The organism is Curtobacterium sp. AC273, from assembly GCF_979253735.1.
Genome location: NZ_CEEDDU010000001.1, coordinates 297,995 through 317,780 on the forward strand (window position 1 = coordinate 297,995; position 19,786 = coordinate 317,780).

General features: G+C 72.2%; 15 protein-coding genes and 5 pseudogenes. 9 read left to right on the forward strand and 11 right to left on the reverse strand.

The window, feature by feature from the left end:
- Positions 1-218: 218 nt before the first annotated feature.
- Positions 219-440: a DUF3073 family protein gene (locus ACZ8AI_RS01850; RefSeq protein WP_464856056.1), complete on the reverse strand. Its 222-nt coding sequence runs from the start codon at positions 438-440 to the stop codon at positions 219-221.
- A 158-nt stretch (positions 441-598) separates the two neighbouring features.
- Here ACZ8AI_RS01850 and ACZ8AI_RS01855 point away from each other — a divergent pair.
- Positions 599-1,737: pseudogene (locus ACZ8AI_RS01855) on the forward strand (NAD(P)-binding domain-containing protein).
- A 292-nt stretch (positions 1,738-2,029) separates the two neighbouring features.
- Here ACZ8AI_RS01855 and ACZ8AI_RS01860 read toward each other — a convergent pair.
- The 4 genes and pseudogenes from ACZ8AI_RS01860 to ACZ8AI_RS01875 form a co-directional block, all read right to left on the reverse strand.
- Positions 2,030-2,272, reverse strand: a pseudogene (locus ACZ8AI_RS01860) (DoxX family membrane protein); the annotation flags it as partial.
- Positions 2,273-2,404: 132 nt separating this feature from the next.
- Complete coding sequence (locus ACZ8AI_RS01865) at positions 2,405-2,680, reverse strand: DUF3072 domain-containing protein (RefSeq protein ID WP_464856058.1); 276 nt, start codon at positions 2,678-2,680, stop codon at positions 2,405-2,407.
- Positions 2,681-2,746: 66 nt separating this feature from the next.
- Complete coding sequence (locus ACZ8AI_RS01870; protein ID WP_464856060.1) at positions 2,747-3,502, reverse strand: hypothetical protein; 756 nt, start codon at positions 3,500-3,502, stop codon at positions 2,747-2,749.
- Positions 3,503-3,580: 78 nt separating this feature from the next.
- Entirely contained in the window at positions 3,581-5,767 is a 2,187-nt protein-coding gene (locus ACZ8AI_RS01875; protein ID WP_464856062.1) for an APC family permease, read from the reverse strand.
- Positions 5,768-5,906: 139 nt separating this feature from the next.
- Between ACZ8AI_RS01875 and ACZ8AI_RS01880 the strand changes: the two are divergent.
- Positions 5,907-6,098: pseudogene (locus ACZ8AI_RS01880) on the forward strand (MerR family DNA-binding transcriptional regulator); the annotation flags it as partial.
- Positions 6,099-6,435: 337 nt separating this feature from the next.
- A pseudogene (locus ACZ8AI_RS01885) lies at positions 6,436-6,696 on the forward strand (TipAS antibiotic-recognition domain-containing protein); the annotation flags it as partial.
- Positions 6,697-6,845: 149 nt separating this feature from the next.
- On the opposite strand, the pseudogene ACZ8AI_RS01890 reads toward ACZ8AI_RS01885, so the two are convergent.
- The 4 genes and pseudogenes from ACZ8AI_RS01890 to yczE form a co-directional block, all read right to left on the reverse strand.
- Positions 6,846-7,428: pseudogene (locus tag ACZ8AI_RS01890) on the reverse strand (PadR family transcriptional regulator).
- Complete coding sequence (locus ACZ8AI_RS01895) at positions 7,425-8,003, reverse strand: DUF4097 family beta strand repeat-containing protein (RefSeq protein ID WP_464856064.1); 579 nt, start codon at positions 8,001-8,003, stop codon at positions 7,425-7,427. Before ACZ8AI_RS01895 ends, ACZ8AI_RS01890 begins: the two are co-directional and overlap by 4 nt.
- A gap of 82 nt (positions 8,004-8,085) precedes the next feature.
- Positions 8,086-8,280 (reverse strand): hypothetical protein, encoded by a 195-nt coding sequence (locus ACZ8AI_RS01900; protein WP_464856066.1) that lies wholly within the window; start codon positions 8,278-8,280, stop codon positions 8,086-8,088.
- Positions 8,281-8,441: 161 nt separating this feature from the next.
- Complete coding sequence (gene yczE, locus ACZ8AI_RS01905) at positions 8,442-9,149, reverse strand: membrane protein YczE (RefSeq protein ID WP_464856068.1); 708 nt, start codon at positions 9,147-9,149, stop codon at positions 8,442-8,444.
- Between the two features lie 60 nt (positions 9,150-9,209).
- Between yczE and ACZ8AI_RS01910 the strand changes: the two genes are divergently transcribed.
- The 4 genes from ACZ8AI_RS01910 to ACZ8AI_RS01925 all read left to right on the forward strand — a co-directional run bounded on the left by ACZ8AI_RS01910 (position 9,210) and on the right by ACZ8AI_RS01925 (position 14,732).
- Positions 9,210-10,139 (forward strand): aminotransferase-like domain-containing protein, encoded by a 930-nt coding sequence (locus ACZ8AI_RS01910; protein WP_464856070.1) that lies wholly within the window; start codon positions 9,210-9,212, stop codon positions 10,137-10,139.
- On the forward strand, positions 10,136-10,657 hold the full coding sequence (locus tag ACZ8AI_RS01915) for an aminotransferase class I/II-fold pyridoxal phosphate-dependent enzyme (RefSeq protein ID WP_464856072.1): 522 nt from the start codon (positions 10,136-10,138) through the stop codon (positions 10,655-10,657). Before ACZ8AI_RS01910 ends, ACZ8AI_RS01915 begins: the two co-directional genes overlap by 4 nt.
- A gap of 108 nt (positions 10,658-10,765) precedes the next feature.
- Positions 10,766-11,422: a DUF6518 family protein gene (locus ACZ8AI_RS01920; protein ID WP_071294011.1), complete on the forward strand. Its 657-nt coding sequence runs from the start codon at positions 10,766-10,768 to the stop codon at positions 11,420-11,422.
- Between the two features lie 94 nt (positions 11,423-11,516).
- The gene (locus ACZ8AI_RS01925; RefSeq protein ID WP_464856074.1) at positions 11,517-14,732 is read left to right on the forward strand and encodes an efflux RND transporter permease subunit; all 3,216 of its coding nucleotides are present in this window, start codon (positions 11,517-11,519) and stop codon (positions 14,730-14,732) included.
- Here ACZ8AI_RS01925 and ACZ8AI_RS01930 read toward each other — a convergent pair.
- A complete protein-coding gene (locus ACZ8AI_RS01930; RefSeq protein ID WP_464856076.1) occupies positions 14,729-15,049 on the reverse strand; it encodes a hypothetical protein in 321 nt (106 codons plus the stop codon). The two genes, ACZ8AI_RS01925 and ACZ8AI_RS01930, sit on opposite strands and share 4 nt — an antisense overlap.
- Before the next feature lie 238 nt (positions 15,050-15,287).
- On the reverse strand, positions 15,288-16,436 hold the full coding sequence (locus ACZ8AI_RS01935) for an alpha/beta hydrolase (RefSeq protein WP_464856078.1): 1,149 nt from the start codon (positions 16,434-16,436) through the stop codon (positions 15,288-15,290).
- Between the two features lie 108 nt (positions 16,437-16,544).
- Here ACZ8AI_RS01935 and ACZ8AI_RS01940 point away from each other — a divergent pair, with 108 nt between their 5' ends.
- Both ACZ8AI_RS01940 and ACZ8AI_RS01945 read left to right on the forward strand, forming a co-directional pair.
- Complete coding sequence (locus ACZ8AI_RS01940) at positions 16,545-17,426, forward strand: PPK2 family polyphosphate kinase (protein ID WP_464856080.1); 882 nt, start codon at positions 16,545-16,547, stop codon at positions 17,424-17,426.
- A 267-nt stretch (positions 17,427-17,693) separates the two neighbouring features.
- On the forward strand, positions 17,694-19,751 hold the full coding sequence (locus tag ACZ8AI_RS01945; protein ID WP_464856370.1) for a DEAD/DEAH box helicase: 2,058 nt from the start codon (positions 17,694-17,696) through the stop codon (positions 19,749-19,751).
- Positions 19,752-19,786 lie beyond the last annotated feature (35 nt).

A 19,786-nucleotide genomic window follows, 5' to 3' on the forward strand; every position in this document is an offset into this window, starting at 1 on the left:
CATGGTCCGACGTTCCACGAGTCGATCGACGCGTGGGATGTCGATCGATGCGCACGCACCGTGTGCATGCGCATGATGCGACGTTCCACGTGTCGAACGACCTGTGGGAAGTCGCATCATGCGTGTGCAAGTTGCGACATCACGCACGCACGAACGCGCCGCACACACGAGAACGCCGCGCTGCCGAAGTGGCGCGCGGCGTCGACGGTGAGCCGGGGTCAGGCGGACTTGTTCTGGTCCTGTTGTGGTTCGAACTCGTCGTCCTCTTCGATCTGGTCATCACCGTATTGGTCTGCCCAGCGGTCGACGTAGGAGTTCTCGTCCGAGTGCTGCCCGGCTGGAGAGCTCGCGTTCGAGCGCACCGTAGTCGTCTCCGGGCTGAAGTACTTCAGCTCCCGGGCGACCTTGGTGTGCTTTGCCTTCTGACGGCCGCGCCCCATGCGTGACCCCCTCGTGATCGGCTCTGGTCCGGTCCTGGCGGGCGAGGAGTCACCCGGGGAACCGAACGGTTTCGTGGTTGGAAATCTGCCGATCACTCTACCATGTACCCCGATCTGGACGTCGCCGCGACGGCCCCGCCCCCAGCAGAATCGAAGTGATGACAGACGACGCCCTGGCCCCAGCCGATCAGCACGCCCGGGTGGTGGTGATCGGGGCCGGACAAGCCGGGCTCTCGGTGGGATACCACCTGCGTCGGCTCGGCCTGACGCCGGGGAGCGACCTGGTGCTCCTCGACCGGGCTCCGAGCACCGGCGGGGCGTGGCAGTTCCGCTGGGAGGTGCTCCGGCTGCGGCGCCGCACACCGGGTGCACGACCTGCCCGGGATGAACGCGATGGGCCTCCGGTTCGAGGACGCCGACCGCGCCCGGCCCGCGCGTGACGTCGTCGGCGAGTACTACCGCCACTTCGAACAGCACTACGACCTGCGGGTGCGACGACCGGTCTCGGTGTCGTCCGTTTCACGCATCGACGACGGCGCAGGAACGGGCGCGACGTCCGGACTGTGCGTCACGGTGCGGACCACCGACGGTCGCTCGAGCCGGATCACGGCCGACGTCGTGGTGAACGCCTCGGGCACGTGGGGAACCCCGTTCGTGCCGTGGTACCCCGGCCGCGACGTCTTCCGCGGTCGGCAGATCGACACGACCGAGTACCGCAGCGCCGCCGAGTTCGCCGGGCAGGACGTCGTCGTGGTGGGCGGTGGGACGAGCGCGATCGGGTTCCTGCTCGAGCTGGACGGCGTGGGCGGCGCGGACGCGGTGGTTCACGCGGCGTCCGGTGGTGTGGTCGGAGTCGGTTGCCCTCGACGTCGAGTCCGCCGTGGCCGCCGTCGACGAGCAGGACTCGAGCGGCCCGGGCCGGCGAGACGCTCCCCAGCATCGTCAGCGGCACCGGTGTGCCCGTGTCGCGGCGGATCCGGGCCGGGATCGACCGCGGGGTGCTGCGCGGTTCCCCGATGTTCGTCCGGCTCGACGAGACCGGGGTGGTGACGGCCGACGGCGAGCACGTGCACGCCGACGCGGTGATCTGGGCGACGGGCTTCCGGGCCGACCTGCGGCACCTCGCACCGCTGCACCTCCGCACCGCGGCGGGCGGGATCGTCGTCGAGGACGGGCACTCGGTCGACGAGCCGCGGCTGTTCCTGGCCGGGTACGGCCCCAGGCGTCGACGATCGGGGCGAACCGTGCGGGTCGGCGGATCGCGCGGCAGGTCTTGGACGCACTGGCCGACGACTGACGCGGCGCAGCGCAGCGCACGCAGCGCAGCCCGTGCCCAGGCGTGCAGGGATCAGGCAGGCAGGATCAGGCGGGCAAGGGCTCTCGACGCCACGACGACGGCGGGACGCCCGCAGCGCCACGGCGTCGAGCGAGAACCGCCCCGGCCCGGTGAGCGCCACCGCCAGGGACGCCACCGCGAGCACGAGCACGTACTCGAAGCCGCCGTCCTGCGAGAAGAAGCCCGCCGAGCTGTGCGAGAGGAGGCCGGCGACGACCATGTCCACCGCGAGCAGGACGCCCACGATGCGGGTCGCGACGCCGAGCACGAGCAGGACGCCGCCGACGAGTTCGAGGCCGGCGACGACCGGGGCCGCCACCTCGGCGAGCGGGACGCCCATGCCGGAGAAGCCCTGCACCACGTTCGGGATGCCCTGCGCGAACTTCTGGGCGCCGTGGGCGATGAAGACCGCCCCGAGGACGATGCGGAGCGCGGTCGAGGCCGATGGAGGTCGATGTCGTTCGCATGCCGCCGAAGCTAACCGGTGACGCGTCATCGGTTCCCCGTCGTCCGGGAGACTGCTCGGACTTCACCAGGACATCACCAGGAGACGCTCGCTCCGGGTTCGGCAGAACGCGGACCCGCGCTCGGCGATCGAGCTGCGGGTCCGCGTCGGATGGTGTGCGACTCAGGAGTCGGTGCCGCGCCCGGTCTGCTGCTGCAGGCGGTCGATGTGCTCCGAGGCCTCGGCCTTGCTGAGGTCGGCGGGGAGCTCTTCGCCGGCTTCACGAGCGAGGGTGTCGAGGTAGCTGCGCTGCGGGCCGGTCATCGGCTCGTCGCCGGTGACCCAGTCCTCCGGGTCCTTGCTGGCGGTGGTGGAGGGGTCGGGACGGGGACCGCCGAGGGTCTCCGGTGCCTCGTCGGCGCCGGTCGGCGGGGTCGGGTTCAGGTCTGCATCGCTCATGCCGAGGACGCTACGCCGCACCCCCGACCGCGACGCCCACCACGGCGTCCCCCGAACCGCCGCGCGTCAGGCCGGGACGGCCGTGTACCGCACCAGGTCCGGGCCGACCGAACTCGCCGCGATGGGCACGGTCCGGTCGCCCCGGCGGATCCAGATCGTCGCCGCCCGCTCGTCGATGCGGTCGACGTCGTGCAGCTCGCCGTCGAGCAGGACGGCGGCGCTGACGTGCACGTGTCCGGTGACCGAACGCGGGGGCAGCCCGACGACGTCGTCGCCGAACGCCGGGTACCGGCCGGGCGACAGGAACGGCGACACCGGGGCGGTGACGATCTCGAGGCCCTCGTCGACCGGCCGCACCGCGACGAGCCGAACGGCTTGGTCGGTGGGCAGCGGGACGTCGGCGACCGGGGCGTCGCCCGGACCGGCCAGTGCGCGGAACGCGGGCCGGCCGTCGGGGGCGAGTCGTGCCTCCAGGCCGTCGATCCGGACCCGACCGCGACCGCGCGAATCGGCGTACGTGCCCGGTTCGATGCCGGACCGGCGCGCCTCGAGTCGGGAGACGACGACGCGGTCCGGGCGGTACCAGTCCCGCAGGGTGGCCGGGTCGACCCAGCCGATGCTCTCGACGCCGCGTTCCAGCGCTGCCGACTCGTCGGCGGCGCGTTCGTCGAGCGCACCGAGCGGGTGCTCGCCGCGGACAGCGACGAGGCCATCGTGGCCACTGCCGGCGGAGGGCTCGTGGTCGAGCACCTCGACGCGCTTCGAGACCTTGCCGCCGTGCCCGTCGAACGTGGCGAAGGTGCGCAGGTCGGAGATCGTCATGACGTCAGATGCTACGACGCGCCTCGACCCTGCGCACGACCGTCGCCGCGCGGGGGCGACGGCACGAGCACGCGCATCTCACCCGTGCACAGGGTCTGGTCGACGCCCTCGGCCGGACCCGCGGGACGGGTGGGCTCGGCGCGGTTGCAGACTGTTCCGCTGCGCCGAACGGAGCAGCCGGTCGTCCTCGGCCTCGCGCGGGGCGTCGCCGTTCGGCGAGCGTCGGAGGGTGGGCCGGATCGGCTCGCCGCGACGCTCCTGGCCGGGCAGCGGACGGGAGCGTCGGCCGTACAGCAGTTCGGACGAGTCGAGCAGCCACGGCACGAGCGCGACGGTGACGCCGTGCACGAGCAGGAGCTTCTTCCGGATCCGGCGGCCGCGGTGGTTGTGCAGCAGGGACTCCCACCAGTGCCCGACGATGAAGATCGGCGTGTAGACGGTGACGACCTCCGACCCGTGCTCCGTCCGGTGCGCCTTGATGTACTTGATGAGCGGCATCGAGATGTCGCGGTAGGGACTCGGCACGATGGTGAGCGGCACGTCGATGCCGTACTCGGCCCACTGCGCGCGGAGTCGTGCCGCGTCGGCGTCGTCGATCGCGACGTGCACGGCCTCGAAGCTCGCGTGCTTGGCGGCGATGGCGTAGTCGAGGGCCTTGAGCACGGGCTTCTGCAGCTTGTTGACGAGGACGATCGCGTGGTCGCCGGTGGCGCCGAACCGGGTCTCGACGTCGGCCTCGACCTCGTGCGAGACGTCGCGGTAGTAGCGGTTCACGCCGAGCATCAGGACGAACAGGACCGGCATGATCACGAACACGAGCCACGCGCCGTGGGTGAACTTCGTGATCGTCACGATGACGAGGACGACGAAGGTGAACGTCGCGCCGATCGCGTTGATGGTGAGGGAGCGGTAGACCTGGCCGCGGTTGAGCGGCGCCTCGTCGGCACCAGCGCCGCCCGCGCCGCCCGCGCGCGCCGACCTCCCGCGGTCCTCGCGCAGCAACCGCGTCCAGTGCCGCACCATCCCGCTCTGCCCGAGCGTGAACGACACGAACACCCCGATGATGTAGAGCTGGATGAGGCTCGTGACGTTCGCCCGGTAGACGATGAGCAGCGCTGCCGCGACGAGCGCCAGGACGATCACGCCGTTCGAGTAGATCAGCCGGTCGCCGCGCGTCGACAGGGCCTTCGGCGCGTACGAGTCGCGGGCGAGGATCGAGCCGAGCAGCGGGAACCCGTTGAACGCCGTGTTCGCCGCCAGGAGCAGGACGGCCGCGGTGGTCGCCTGGATCACGAAGAACAGCACCGAGTCGTTGCCGAACGTGGCCGCGGCGATCTGCGCGATGAGGGACCGTTGCGGCGTGGTGGCGCACGCGGCGAAGCCCTGCAGGTCGCAGGCGCGCTCGGCGTAGTGCACGCGGGAGATGAGCGCGAGCGAGATGAGCCCGACGAAGAGCACGATCGCGATCGACCCCATCAGCACGAGGGTCATCTGCGCGTTCTTGATCTTCGGGCGTCGGAACGCGGGCACGCCGTTCGCGATCGCCTCGACCCCGGTCAGCGCTGAACAGCCGGACGCGAACGCGCGGAGGAGCAGCAGGATGAACGCCGCCTGCGTGGTGTGCTCGACGTTCTGCACGGTGTACGCGGCCGACTCGGCGACGGGGGCGTTGCCCGCCGCGACCCGGATCAGGCCGGTGACGACCATGACGAACACCGACGTGACGAACAGGTAGGTCGGCACCGCGAAGGCCTTGCTCGACTCGCGGACGCCGCGCAGGTTGGCCGCGGCGAGCAGCACCACGAAGACGATCGCGAGCTCGACCCGGAACTCGTTCAGCATCGGCAGCGCCGAGATGATGTTGTCCACGCCGGAGGCCACCGACACCGCGACCGTCATCACGTAGTCCACGAGCAGCGCGGACGCCACGACGAGCCCGGCCTTCTCGCCGAGGTTCCGGTGCGCGACCTCGTAGTCGCCGCCGCCCGACGGGTACGCCTTGATGAGCTGCCGGTAGGACGCGACGACCACCACGAGCAGCAGCACGACGAGCGCGGCGACCCAGGGCGCGAAGGTGAGGAAGGACATCCCGCCGAGCAGCAGGATCATGAGGAGCTCCTGCGGCGCGTACGCCACGGAGGACAGCGGGTCACTCGCGAAGATCGGCAGGGCCAGGTGCTTCGGGAGGAGCTGTCCTTCGAGCTTCTCGGAGGGGAGGGGATCCCCGATCAGTCGTGCTTTCAACGACCGGATCTCGTTCGTCACGAGCGGCAAACCTACTCAGTTCCGGACGCGAGTCAACACGGGCGGCCGGACGGTTATTCCGCCTCGGTCGAACCACGGTCGCCTGGAAGGGGCGAGACCCCTTGCGGTTGACGCTGCGTCAACCAGTACCGTCCTCTGCATGAGGGATTCGACAGGCAGCGCCGACGCAGCTGCGAAAGCTCCGCACGGCATCGCCGACGTGGCGCGTTCCGCCGGGGTGTCCAGCCGGACGTTGCGGCACTACGACGCGATCGGCCTGCTGCCGGCGACCGCGGTCGGCGACGGTGGACTCCGCCGCTACGACGACCGCGCGCTCGTCCGGCTGCAACGCATCCTGCTGCTCCGCGGCCTGGGTCTCGGCCTGCCCGAGATCCGCCGGGTCCTCGACGGGGAGCAGGACGACGTCACCGCCCTCACCGCGCACGTCGCCTGGCTGGAGCGCGAGCGCGACCGGATCGCGCGACAGCTCGCCGCGGTGCGCACCACCATCACCAGGATCGAGGAAGGAGCGGACATGAACACCACCGACACGTTCGACGGGTTCGACCAGACGAAGTACAAGCAGGAGGTCGCGGAGCGCTGGGGCGCCGACGCGTGGGACGAGCGGCGCCCGCTGGTGGGAGTCGAAGGACCCCGCCGCGAAGGAGGCGTTCCAGGCCGAGCAGCGCTCGATCGCGTCGGACGCTGCGGCGCTCGCCGCGTCCGGCGACGGTCCGGCCTCCGACGCCGGGCTCGCGCTGGCTCGCCGCCAGTTCGCCTGGCTTGCCGAGGCCACACCCCCGGCGGAGCTCACCGCGGACCGGTTCCGCACGCTCGCGGACATGTACGTGCAGGACGAGCGGTTCACACACGCCTACGAGTGGGCCGGCCCCGGTGCGGCCCGGGCCCTCCGCGACGCGATGCACGCGCTGGCCGACGGCGGCTTCTGAGGGATGCGGGCGTGGCTCCGCAAAACGCACGAAGGCGGTTGCTCGCAGCGGTACAGCGCTGCGAGCAACCGCCGAGGTTGCGTTTTGCGGGCGGGGGGCGATCGACTGCCGGGAGGCGCGGGGCGCGACCACCTGTCGGCCGACGGCCGTCAGATGGACTTGCGCAGTGCCTCCAGGCCGTCGCGCAGACGCGTCACGGTGTCCGAGGTGAGCGTCCCGCGCGTCGCGCGGCGACGCAGGTCCGCCCGGACCTGCTGCCGGAACGAGGACAGGACCATCTCGACCTCGCGGAGTGCGCGCGCCCCTTCGGACGGCACGTCCACCGGCTCGTCGGCGGTCTGCCCGCGCGGCGCCTGTGCGCTGGCGGCGAGGTCGGCGCGGAGCGATCGCATGGCCTCGCCCACCGAGGCACGGACCCCGTCGGCCAGGGTCTTCACCGAGTCGTTCACGCCGTTCTCGACGGCGGCGATCTCGTCGGTCTCGGGCATCGAGCTCGGCACGGCCGGCGTCGGTGATCGCGTAGACGGTCTTGCGGCCGTCGACGGACTTCGAGACGAGGCCCTCCTCCTCGAGCTTCGACAGCCGCGGGTACACGGTGCCGGCACTCGGGACGTAGGTGCCGCCGAAGCGGTCGCCGAGCGCCTGGATGACCTCGTACCCGTGCATCGGGTGGTCGGCCAGCAGGACGAGCAGGTAGAGGCGCAGGTGGCCGTGCGCGAACACGGGGCTCATTCCGGGACCTCGCCGTCGTTCGTCGTGGTCGCCGTGAACGGGTCCTCGGGCGTCACCGGTGGGGCGTGCAGCACCGCGATGTCGCCCGACACCGAGTTCACCTTGAGGTCGAGCCACTGGCCGGAGAGCTCTCCGCCCTGCTTGACGTACGCGCCGCGGACGCCGCGGATCTCGGAGTCGTCGAACTGGAGCTTGCCCGAGGCCGTGCTGACGGTGCAGCGGTAGGGCACGCCGTCCTCGAGTCGGACGCTCACCGAGCCGGAGACCGTGTTCACGCGGGCCGAGTCCGGGGTGCCGTGCAGGTCGAGCACGACGTCGGCTGAGACGCCGTCGGCCGAGAAGCGGGGGATCTCGCCCGTCGCGACGACGTCGCCGGACACCGTGTGCACGGTCAGGGCGCCGTCGAGCGCGCGGATCGTGGTGGTGCCCGAGACCGCGTTGACGGTGAGGTCCTCGGCGAGCCCGTCGACGACCACGTCGCCGGACACGGTGTTCAGCGTCGCGCCGCGGTTCGTGCCGGAGAGCAGCGCGCCGGCCGACACGACCCCGACGGTCACCCCGGCGTCGCGGGGCACCAGGATGCTGACGTCGGCGTGGGCCTTGCCGCGGAACGAGCGGAGGAACCCGAGCGGGTCGTCCCACCGGATCTGCGGGTGGTCAATCGGTGAGCGTGTCCCCGTCGAGCTCGATCTTGAGGGGCTTGCCGGACACGCTGTGGACCTCGATGCGGGCGGTCGGCTCGTCGTGGGCGACGACGTCGACCTGACCACCGGCGAGACCCACGCGGAGCGTGCGGACGATGCCGGTGTCGATCACCTTCGGCTCTTCGACGAGCCACTTCTCCTGGGCCATGTTGCTTCCTCCAACTCGCGATGTATCGCGTCTGTGGAGGACACGTTATATCGCGTCGTGCGCTGCCGCAAGGGGTGTGTGGCGAGGTGCTTCTCATCGAGGGAGCAGGAATCGTCGCATCGATGAACCGGACCCGACGATTCCTGCTCCCACGACGGGCGTCACCGGGCGGGCGTGGCGGGCGCGGACGCGGGGGGCGCGGGCTGCGTGCCGGGGGTGGGGCGCGCCTCCAGGCCGGAGCGCTCCGCGGCCGCAGCGAGCGTCCGTTCCGGACTCCACGGGAACCGCCGGAACAGTGGCATGAGCGGCTGCACCATCGGGCCGATCGCGAACGCGGCGACCACGGTGCCGGCGCCGACGTCGCCGCCGAGAAACCAGCCGACGATGACGACCGACACCTCGATGACGGTCCGGGCCAGCCAGACCGGCCAGCCGAACCGCTGGTGCAGCCCGACCATCAGCCCGTCGCGGGCGCCGGTGCCGAACCCGGCCCCGATGTAGCACGCCGTCGCGACCGCCAGCAGCAGCAGGCCCGCGGCGAACAGCAGGATCCGGCCGACCAGGTCCGCCGGCGTCGGCACGAGCCAGAGCACCAGGTCCGCCGAGGGCCCGATCGCCAGGGCGTTCAGCAGCGTCCCGATTCCCGGCTTCTGACGGAGCGGGATCCAGAACAGCAGGATCACGCCGCTCGACACCACGGTGATGACGCCGAACGACCACGGCACCACGTTCTCGAGCCCCTCGGTCAGGACGGTCCACGACGAGACGCCGACGACCGCGCGGACCTGCAGGGCGGTGGAGGCGCCGTAGAGGAACAGCCCGACGAAGAGCTGCACGAAGCGGACGGTGAGGGCGGTGGGGCGGGACATGCTGCGATGGTGGTCTTGATTGGACTGCACGTCGAGGGCCAATTCGGCTACCGTGGTCTCGTGCCCCCGGTCCTCCTCAGTGCCCGATCCGCCGCGCTCCTCCTCACCGACTGGCGCGCCGCGACCGACGCCCCCGCGTACGAGGCGCTGTCCGACGCGGTCCGTGTCCTCGTGATCGACGGACGCATCCCGCAGGGCGTCCGCCTGCCCGCCGAACGCGGCCTGGCCGCCGCGCTCGGCGTCTCGCGCACGACCGTCGCGAACGCCTACGCGCGACTGCGCGAGGACGGCTTCCTGGTCTCCCTGCGCGGCTCGGGCAGTGTCGTCCGTCTGCCCGCCGGACTCATCGGCCGTCCCGACCCCGAGCGGCTCGGCGGGGTCGTCGAGGACGACGTCCTCGACCTCCGGAAGGCCGCCCTGCACGCGGCCCCCGGCCTCGCCGAGGCCGTCGACCGCGCCGTGCGGCACGTGCCCGCGGCGCTCGCCGGCATCGGGTACGACACCGTCGGCGACCCGGGCCTCCGGGCCGCGATCGCCGGCCGGTACACCGAGCGGGGGCTGCCCACGGACCCGTCCCAGGTCGTCGTCACCATCGGCGCGCAGCACGCCATCGCCCTGCTCGCCCGCGTGCTCGTCCGCCGCGGGGACGCCGTGCTCGTCGAGTCGCCGACCTACCCGCACGCGCACGAGGCCTTCCGTGAGGTCGGCGGCCGCCTCGTCGGGGTACCCGTCGACGCGCGGAGCGGGTGGGACGCCGCGGCCCTCGAGACCACGCTGCGGCGGACGGCGCCGGCGGTCGCGTACGTCATGCCGGAGCTGCACAACCCGACCGGCGCGACGATGTCCCGGTCGACGCGGGAGACGCTGCTGTCGGTGGCCGCCTCGGTCGGCACAACCTCATCGCGGACGAGACGATGGGGGAGCTGCGGATCGACGGGGAGCCGTCGCCGCCCCTGGCTGCCAGCGGGTCCGGCGCGACCGTCGTCATGATCGGGTCGGCGGACAAGGTCTTCTGGGGTGGCCTCCGGATCGGCTGGATCCGCGCCGAGCCCGACCTGCTGCAGCGCCTGCTGCTCGCCCGCCCGACGGGCGATCTCGGCACGCCAGTCCTCGACCAGTTGGTCGCGCGGGAGCTCGTCCCGCGCACGGCGGCCGTCCTGGAGGCGCGGCGCGAGTCGCTCAGACAGGGTCGCGACGAGGTCGTGGGCGCCTTGCGCGCGCGGCTGCCGGAGTGGGACGTCCCGTCGCCGGCGGGCGGGTTGACGACGTGGGTGGGACTCGGGCGGCCGGTGTCGAGCGCACTGGTGCTCGCCGCCCGGGGCGAGGGCGTGGTGCTCCCGTCCGGCGGGGTGTTCGGGCCGGACGGCGGCTTCGAGCGGTTCCTCCGAGTGCCGTTCACGATGCCGCCGGCCGATCGCGTGCGACTCGTCGACGTGCTCGAGCGGTCGTGGGCCCGGATCGGCGGGGACAGCGCCGGGGTGCGGGGATCGCTCGCCGCCGTGGTCTGAGCGGAGCGTCGCCGACGGGCCCCGTCATCCCTCGGGGTGATGCCGTGCGCGACATCTCGCTCCGTGGGGTGATGTGCGGTGGCCGGTCGGGACGGGATGGTGGGCACCATGACCGCTTCGTCCGTCCCCGCCGCTCCCGCCGCCGCTCCCGCCCACGCGGTGCCCGCCGCCGCCCGGGTGTCGATGGCGCTGACCGGAGCGCTGCTCGCCGGCGTGCTGACCTCGTTCGGGCAGGCCGTCCCCGGGCTGTCGTCCATCGCGAACTCGGCGGGGCCGTGGTTCGTCGTCGCCGCGGCCCTCTGCCTGCTCGCCGGGGTCAGGGCCGGACGGGTCGCCCTGCCGCTCGCGATGGTGCTCGGCGTGGTCCTCCTCGAACTCATGCACGTCGGCTACTGGGCGGCCTCGATCCTCCGCGGGTTCGCGGACGTCCTGTCGATCACGAACTTCTGGGTGCTGATGGGGATCCCCGCCGGGGTCCTCGCCGGTGCCGTCGCCGTGTCGATCCGCTCCCGCGACGTCCGGTGGCGTGGTGCCGCCCTCGGCGCGACGGCAGCGGTGCTCGTCGGCGAGGGCGTGCGTGCGCTGCTCCAGGTGGCCGACACCACCGGGCCGGTGACCTGGGTGGTCGAGATCGTCGTCGGTGTCGCCGTGCTCGCCGTGGCGGTCCTGACGGCGCGGTCGTCCGTGGGCCGGGTCGTGGCGCTCGGTACCGGCGTGCTCGGGACCGTCGGGGTGCTGGCGGTCTACCTGGCGCTCGGCGGCTGAGCGGTCCGCGCGCCTCGTCGGACGAGCCGCTGCCGCTCTCCACGGATCCGCGTGAACGCGTCCGCGCACGGGTCCGCCCTGCAAGGATCGGAGTGTGTACCTCCTCTCGGTCTTCAGCCTCCGCAACCGGGCCCTCATCGCGCTCGTCACGATCGTGGTCGCGGTGTTCGGCGGCATCGCGCTGACGAGCCTCAAGCAGGAGCTCATCCCCAGCGTCCAGTTCCCCCAGGTCGCGATCGTCAGCGCGTACCCCGGCGCCACGCCCGAGGTGGTGTCGAACGACGTCTCCACGAAGATCGAGCAGGGCATCCAGGCGGTGCCCGACCTGAAGTCGACCACCGCGACGTCGTCGACCGGGCAGAGCGTGGTGTCCGCCGAGTTCGCCTACGGGTCGAACCTGGCGAGCGCCGAGGACAAGATCCAGACCGTCGTCAACGCGCTGTCGCTGCCGGACTCCGTGCAGACGCAGATCGTGACGGGGTCGTTCGACGACCTGCCGGTCATCCAGCTGGCCGTCTCGGCGAAGGGTGACCAGGAACAGCTCGTCGACCGGCTGAACGCGACTGCGATCCCCGACCTCGAGAAGCTCGACGGCGTGCGCGAGGCCGACGTCTACGGCAACCCGGGGCGCCGCGTCGTGATCACCCCCGACGAGGACGAGTTGGTCTCCCGCGGGCTCGCGCGCACCGCGATCTCCGACGCGCTCGACGACAACGGCACGCTCATCCCCGGCGGGACGATCACGCAGGACGGCTCGACCCTGTCGGTGCAGACCGGAGCGCGGATCGCCTCACTCGACGACATCGAGGCGCTGCCGCTCACCGGCGGGACCAGCGCGACGACGATCGGCGACGTGGCGAAGGTCGCGATCGAGGAGTCCCCGCGCACGTCGATCAGCCGCGTCGACGGCGAGCAGGCGCTCACGATCGCGATCACCAAGACGCAGGAGGCGAACACGGTCGACGTCTCGACGACGGTGCGCGACGCCCTGCCCGGCATCGAGAAGAAGATCTCCGGGAACCCGCAGTTCACCGTCGTGTTCGACCAGGCGCCCTACATCCAGCAGTCGATCGACTCACTGGCAGAAGAGGGGCTGCTCGGCCTCGGGTTCGCCGTCGTGGTGATCCTGCTCTTCCTGCTGTCGGTCCGCTCCACGATCGTCACCGCGATCTCGATCCCGACCTCGGTGCTGCTCGCCGCGATCGGCATGCGCGCGGCCGACTACACGCTGAACATCATCACGCTCGCCGGGCTCACCATCGCCATCGGCCGTGTGGTGGACGACTCCATCGTCGTCATCGAGAACATCAAACGGCACCTGCAGCCGGGCGTCGACCGACGGCAGGCCGTGCTCGACGGCGTGCGCGAGGTCGCCGGCGCCGTGACCGCGTCGACGCTCACCACCGTCGTCGTGTTCCTGCCGGTGGCGTTCGTCGCCGAGCTCGTCGGGGAGCTCTTCCGGCCCTTCGCCCTCACCGTCACGATGGCCCTGGTCGCGTCGCTCATCGTCGCCCTGACGATCGTGCCGGTGCTGGCGTACTGGTTCCTCCGGCCGCCGAAGACGCACAAGCACGCGGGCACGGGGCCGCACCCGGCCGCGGCGGCCCCGTCGGCCACCACCGGTGCGCTCGCGTCCGCCGCTGACCTGCACGACGCCGCCGCTCCGGACCGGCTGCGTCGGGGGTACCAGCCGGTGCTCCGCTGGGTGCTCCGGACGCCGTGGACCGTGCTGATCCTGGCGTTCGTGGTCCTCGGCGGCACCGCGGCGGCACTGCCGTTCGTCAAGACGAACTACCTCGGCGACTCCGGCCAGAACACCTTCACCGTGACGCAGGACCTCGACCCCGGATCGAGCCTCGACGTGCAGTCGGACGAGGCCCGCAAGGTCGAGCAGCAGCTCCGCGCGGTCGACGGCGTCGACACCGTGCAGACGACCATCGGCACGAGCGGGCAGTCGATCCAGGCGGCCTTCGGCGGCGGGGCGACGGCGTCCGTCCAGTACGCGGTCACGACCGACTCCGACGCCGACCAGGAGCGGATCCAGTCCGACACCCGCAAGCGGCTGAACGGTCTCGACGGGGCCGGGGAGATCACGGTGTCCTCGGCCGGCGGCGGGTTCGGCGGCAGCAGCGACATCGAGGTCGACGTCACCGCACCGACCCAGGCGCAGCTCCGGACCGCGGCGGACCAGGTCCTCCGCGAGATGCGGAAGGTCGACGACACGACCGGGGCCACGAGCAACCTGTCCTCAGCCGAGCCGTACCTGGCCGTCCGCGTCGACCGGGTGAAGGCGGCAGCGCTCGGTCTCACCGAGACGCAGGTGGGCGGGCTCGTCGCCGCGGCCGTCTCGCCGCAGGACACGGGCACCGTCGAGATCGACGACGCCTCCCTCGACGTGTACATCGCCGAGGCCGATCCGCCCACGACGTCGGCGGCCCTGCGCGGCCTGTCCGTGCCGACCTCGACCGGGCCGGTGCCGCTGGCCGACGTCGCGACGATCGAGCAGGCCGAGGGGCCGACCACGGTCACGACCTCCGACGCCGTGCGGACCGCGACGATCACCGTCACGCCGGACGCCACGAACCTCGGTGCCGCCGTACAGTCCGTCACCACGGCGGTGGACGGGCTCGACCTGCCCCGCGGTGCCTCGGCGTCGATCGGTGGTGTCGCCTCGAGCCAGTCCTCCGCGTTCAGCCAGCTGCTGCTCGCTGCCCTCGTCGCGATCCTCATCGTCTACGTGGTGATGGTCGCGACGTTCCGCAGCCTGCTCCAGCCGCTGCTGCTGCTCGTCTCGGTGCCGTTCGCCGCGACCGGCGCGATCCTGCTGCAGATCGCGTCGGGGATCCCGATCGGGGTGGCGTCGCTCATCGGTGTGCTCATGCTCGTCGGCATCGTGGTGACGAACGCCATCGTGCTCATCGACCTCGTCAACCAGTACCGCCGGCGAGGGCTTCCGCGTGCGCGAGGCCCTGGTCGAGGGGCCACACGGCGTCTCCGGCCGATCTTGATGACGGCGCTCGCGACGATCTTCGCCCTCGTGCCGATGGCGATCGGGCTGACAGGGCAGGGCGGGTTCATCTCGCAGCCGCTCGCGCTCGTGGTGATCGGTGGCCTGGTGTCGTCGACCCTGCTCACGCTCGTGGTGCTGCCGGCGCTGTACTCCGTGGTGGAGGGCGCACGCGAGCGCCGGGAGGACCGTCGCGCTGCGGCGTCCGAGCCGGTCGCGTCCGGGTCTGGGGCCTCCGAGCCGGTCGCGTCCGGGGCTGGGGCCTCCGAGCCGGTCGTGCGGACGGAGTCGGATCCGGTCTAGCGGCGGTACTCGGCGTCGACCGCCGCGATCGGGTCGACGGACACGGCACGGACGGGAGCCACCCGTCGGGGCGATCCGTCCTCGCGCTCCACGGCGCGGAACCACGAGACGAGCACGCACGTGAGTGTCACGAGGAACAGGACCCCGGCGACCTGCGACACCACGGCGAGCTGACCGGTGGCGGCCGTGTACCCGCCGAAGGCGACGGTGGCGGTGAACGACAGGCCGAGGGAGAGCTCGGCGAACGTCTGCAGCGGGGAGTGCCGCTCCCACCGGGTGGCGGTGGCGCGTGCAGGACGGGTCGAGGTGTCGGTCACCCCGGAAGTCTCGTCGCGCGGGGGCCCGGACGGCAGTCCCGACTCCGGGTGCCACCCGCCCGGGGCACGCGTGCGCGGCACCCGCGCCCGCCGGCCCGCCCCGGCCGCCCCGCCCGCCCGCCCCGGCCGTCCGCGCTGCCGGGACCCGAGTTTCGGCCTCCGCGACACTTCTCGCGCTCTCGGCCGCGAGAACTGTCGCTCAGCCCGAGTCACCGCCAGCACGAGTCTCGCGCCCCGGTCAGCCGAGCCGGCGCTGCAGGAACGTCACGACCCGCTTGCTCATCGCCTGGTCGAGCTGCGCGATCGAGTGCGCCGTCCCCTCGACCGCGACGAACGTGACCGGCACGTCGTGGTCGCGCAGGGTCGCCGCGAACTCCTGCGACTCCCACAGCGGGATGAACTCGTCCGTCGAGTGGCCGATGAAGAACGGCGCCGTGTCCTCGGTGACGTGGTACTCCGGCGAGGCCCGGGTGGCGGCAGGGCAGTCCGCGTACGTCCGGCACCCGAGGTACAGCAACTGCCGCCGCTGGAAGGCCGCGGACACCCCGTCGGCCCGGGTCGAGCGGGTCGTCAGGTTGGTCGGCCCGCTCAGGTCGACGACGGCCCGGATGCGGTCGCCCTCGGCGTAGGCGGTGGACTCGTGGTCGGTGACGGCGAGCATCGCGGCGAGGTTCCCGCCGGCACTGCCGCCGAACACCCCGACGCGCGTGCTGTCCACGTCGTATGTCGACAGTGTCGTCGGGCGGAACACCCAGTCGAGCGCCCGCCGGACGTCGTCGAGCCCGGCTGGGAACGGGTCGGTCGGGGCGAGCCGGTAGTCGACGTTGAAGGTGACGAACCCCTGCGAGGCGAGGTACTTGCACACGGACCGGTACGCCGCGGTGTCCTTGTCGCCGTGGGACCAACTGCCGCCGTGGATCATCAGGACCGCGGGGCGGGAGCCGCTCGCCTCGCGGACGGCCTCGGCGCGGCCGGCCACACCGCCGACCCCGGACACAGCCGACGCCGACGCGGACGGCTCAGCGGCAGCCGCCCCAGCCGCGGCAGCCGCGCCGGCAAGACCCGCCGACGCCGAGGAAGCCGACGCCGACGCCGACGCCGATGCCGACGCCGCCGATCCCGCCTCCGTGGCACTCGGCGTCGCCGTGGTGCCCGGCGCGCTGTCCGCCGGCAGGCACACGTCGAGCCGTTGCAGCGCGTCCGCGCCGTACGGCACGTCCGCGACGACGTCGATGCCGTGGTACCGCAGCGAGAGCGGGTAGATGACCGGCCCACCGGTGACCGTGCGGTTCTCGTCGCCGACCGGATCCGAGCTGCACGAAGCCACCACGCCGAGCGCCACGACCGCGGCGACGAGCGCGAGCAGCGTGCGACGGCCTGACCTCATCACGACAACGGTAACCCGGCACCCGCACCCCGGCGTCCACCCAGCGGCGGAACCGGCACCGACCGCCGGGATGATCGGCCCGGACGCCGCACCACCCGCGGTGCCAGGATGAGAGGCGACACCGCTGGAGGACCCGTGAGCCGTCGCAAGGCCTGGAACGCCGACCCCGAACCCCTGCTCCGCGTCGAGGAGGGCTTCCGCCTCGACAGCGTCGACCCGGACGGCACGCCGGGCTTCCCCGGCCGGAAGATCGACGGGCTCGAGGCGCTCGCCGCCGGGGCCTCCCGTCTCTCCGCCCTGCAGGAACGCCTGTGGGCGGCGTCCACCGCGGGCGACCAGCGCCGCGTGCTCCTGGTGCTGCAGGCGATGGACACAGCAGGCAAGGGCGGCATCGTCTCGCACGTGGTCGGGGCGGTGGACCCGAACGGCGTGCACTACGCCGGCTTCAAGGCGCCGACGGCCGAGGAACGCGAGCACGACTTCCTCTGGCGGGTCGAACGGCAGCTGCCGGGCGCCGGTCAGCTCGGCGTCTTCGACCGCTCCCACTACGAGGACGTCCTCATCCAGAAGGTCCGATCGTTCGCGCCGCCGGAGGAGATCGAGCGCCGGTACGGCGCGATCGTCGACTTCGAGGACCGTCTCGCCGAGTCGGGGACCAGCATCGTCAAGGTGATGCTGCACATCTCGAAGGACGAGCAGCGCGAGCGGCTCGGCGAGCGGCTGGACCGCCCCGACAAGCACTGGAAGTTCAACCCCGGCGACATCGACGAGCGCCTGCTGTGGGACGACTACCAACAGGCCTACCAGACCGTCTTCGACCGGACGTCGACCGTGCGGGCGCCCTGGTACGTGGTGCCGGCGAACCGCAAGTGGTACGCCCGGCTGGCGGTCCAACAGCTCCTGCTCCGCACCCTCGAGGACATGCAGCTCTCGTGGCCCGCAGCGGACTTCGACGTGGCCGAGCAGCGACAGCGGCTCGCCGAGTCCTGATCCCGGCGACCGGCCTGGAGGAACGGATCGCCCCCGCCGCGCGTCTCGCGCCGGTCGCGGGGCTGGCCAGCGTGCGCCGGATCACGTAGACTCACTCGGTCGGCCTTCGACGCCGTGACATTGTGATCACGGGCTTTTCGTTTGGGTGTGTGTTGCTCGAGGGCTGGAATCACGTCGATCCGCGACGGGATGAACCCCCTCCGCAAGCAGCCCCCGCCGATGTCGCTGTCGGGCGCTGCGGTACGTCTGCACCCCGAGAAAGTAGCCATGGCCCCGTACAACAAGGGCGGCGCGGACAACCGTGCCTCCGACCGTGTCCGTCACCCGAACGGCACCCCTGCCGCGCGCAGCAGCAAGCACCGCGGCTTCCGTGCCGCCGAGCCGTCGCAGCCGCGTCAGAAGCAGCGCTGGGACGCCGAAGAGCGCCGCGGCCGCTCGTCGCAGGGCGAGCGTCCCGCGCGTCCGAACTGGGAGCCCCGTGACGCCGGCGCGCGTCGCCCGGAGCGTGACGACCGCGGTGGTCGCCGTTTCGACCGTGACGACCGTGCGCCCCGCCGGTTCGACCGCGACGACCGTGCCCCGCGCCGGTTCGATCGTGACGACCGTGCCCCGCGTCGGGACAGCGACGACCGCGCTCCGCGTCGCTTCGATCGTGACGACCGTGCGCCCCGTCGTTTCGACCGTGACGACCGAGCCCCGCGTCGCTTCGACCGTGACGACCGTGCCCCGCGTCGTGACAGCGACGACCGCGCCCCGCGTCGGTTCGACCGCGATGACCGTGCACCCCGTCGTTTCGACCGTGACGACCGCGTCCCGCGTCGTGACAGCGACGACCGCGCCCCGCGCCGCTTCGACCGTGACGACCGCGCACCCCGTCGTGACAGCGACGACCGTGCGCCCCGCCGCTTCGACCGTGACGACCGCGCCCCGCGCCGGTTCGACCGCGACGACCGCGCACCCCGTCGTGACAGCGATGACCGTGCGCCCCGTCGCTTCGACCGCGACGACCGCGCACCCCGTCGCTTCGACCGCGACGACCGTGCTCCCCGTCGTGACGACGCCGAGCGCAAGCCGTTCGTCCCCGCCGACGACGTCAAGCTCGAGAAGCTCCAGGCCGAGGCCACGATCGCGGCCGACGTCGAGGGCGTGACCTTCGGCGACCTCGGCATCGGCGGCAACATCTCCCGTGCGCTCGGCGAGCTCGGAGCATCCAGCCCGTTCCCGATCCAGGCGGCGACGATCCCCGACGTGCTCGCCGGCAAGGACGTCCTCGGCCGCGGCCGCACGGGCTCCGGCAAGACCATCGCGTTCGGCGCCCCGCTCGTCGAGAAGCTCATGGAGAACGGCGGCGGCACGAAGCGCAAGATGGGCCGCGCCCCGCGTGCGCTCATCCTCGCCCCGACGCGCGAGCTCGCCCTGCAGATCGACCGCACGGTGCAGCCGATCGCCCGCTCGGTGGGCCTCTTCACGACGCAGATCTACGGCGGCGTCCCGTACGGCCGCCAGGTGGGCGCCCTCGAGCGCGGCGTCGACATCATCGTCGGCACGCCGGGTCGCGTGCAGGACCTCATGAACAAGGGAACGCTCGACCTCAGCGAGGTCGTCATCTCCGTGCTCGACGAGGCCGACCACATGTGCGACCTCGGGTTCCTCGAGCCGGTGCAGGAGATCCTCTCCGCCACCGCCGAGGTCACCCCGGAGGGCAACCGCGCGCAGAAGCTCCTGTTCAGCGCGACGCTCGACGCCCAGGTCGCGTCGCTCGTCGAGCAGTTCCTGCACGAGCCGTCCGTCCACGAGGTCGCCGGTGAGGACCAGGCCTCGTCGACGATCGACCACCGCGTGCTCGTGGTGGAGCAGCGCCAGAAGGACCAGCTCCTCGAGGAGCTCGTGTCCGGCGACGGCAAGACCATCGTGTTCGCCCGCACCCGCGCCTACGCCGAGCGCCTCGCCGACCAGTTCGAGGACGCCGGCATCCGTGCGACGTCGCTCCACGGTGACCTCAACCAGTCGCGCCGGACGCGCAACCTGCAGCTGCTCACCAGCGGCCGGGTGAACGTGCTCGTCGCGACCGACGTCGCCGCCCGTGGCATCCACGTGGACGACGTGTCGCTCGTCGTGCAGGCCGACGCGCCGGACGACTACAAGGCGTACATGCACCGCTCCGGCCGGACGGGTCGTGCCGGCAAGGAGGGCACGGTCGTGACGATCGTCCCGCGCAGCCGTCGCCGCAAGATCGAGGGCATCCTCGAGCACGCGGAGATCGAGGCCGACCTGGTCGACGCCGCTCCCGGTGACGGGATCGTGGCGGAGCTCGCCGCGCGGTAGTCGCGAGCAGTGGACGGACGGGAGGCCCGTGGCGG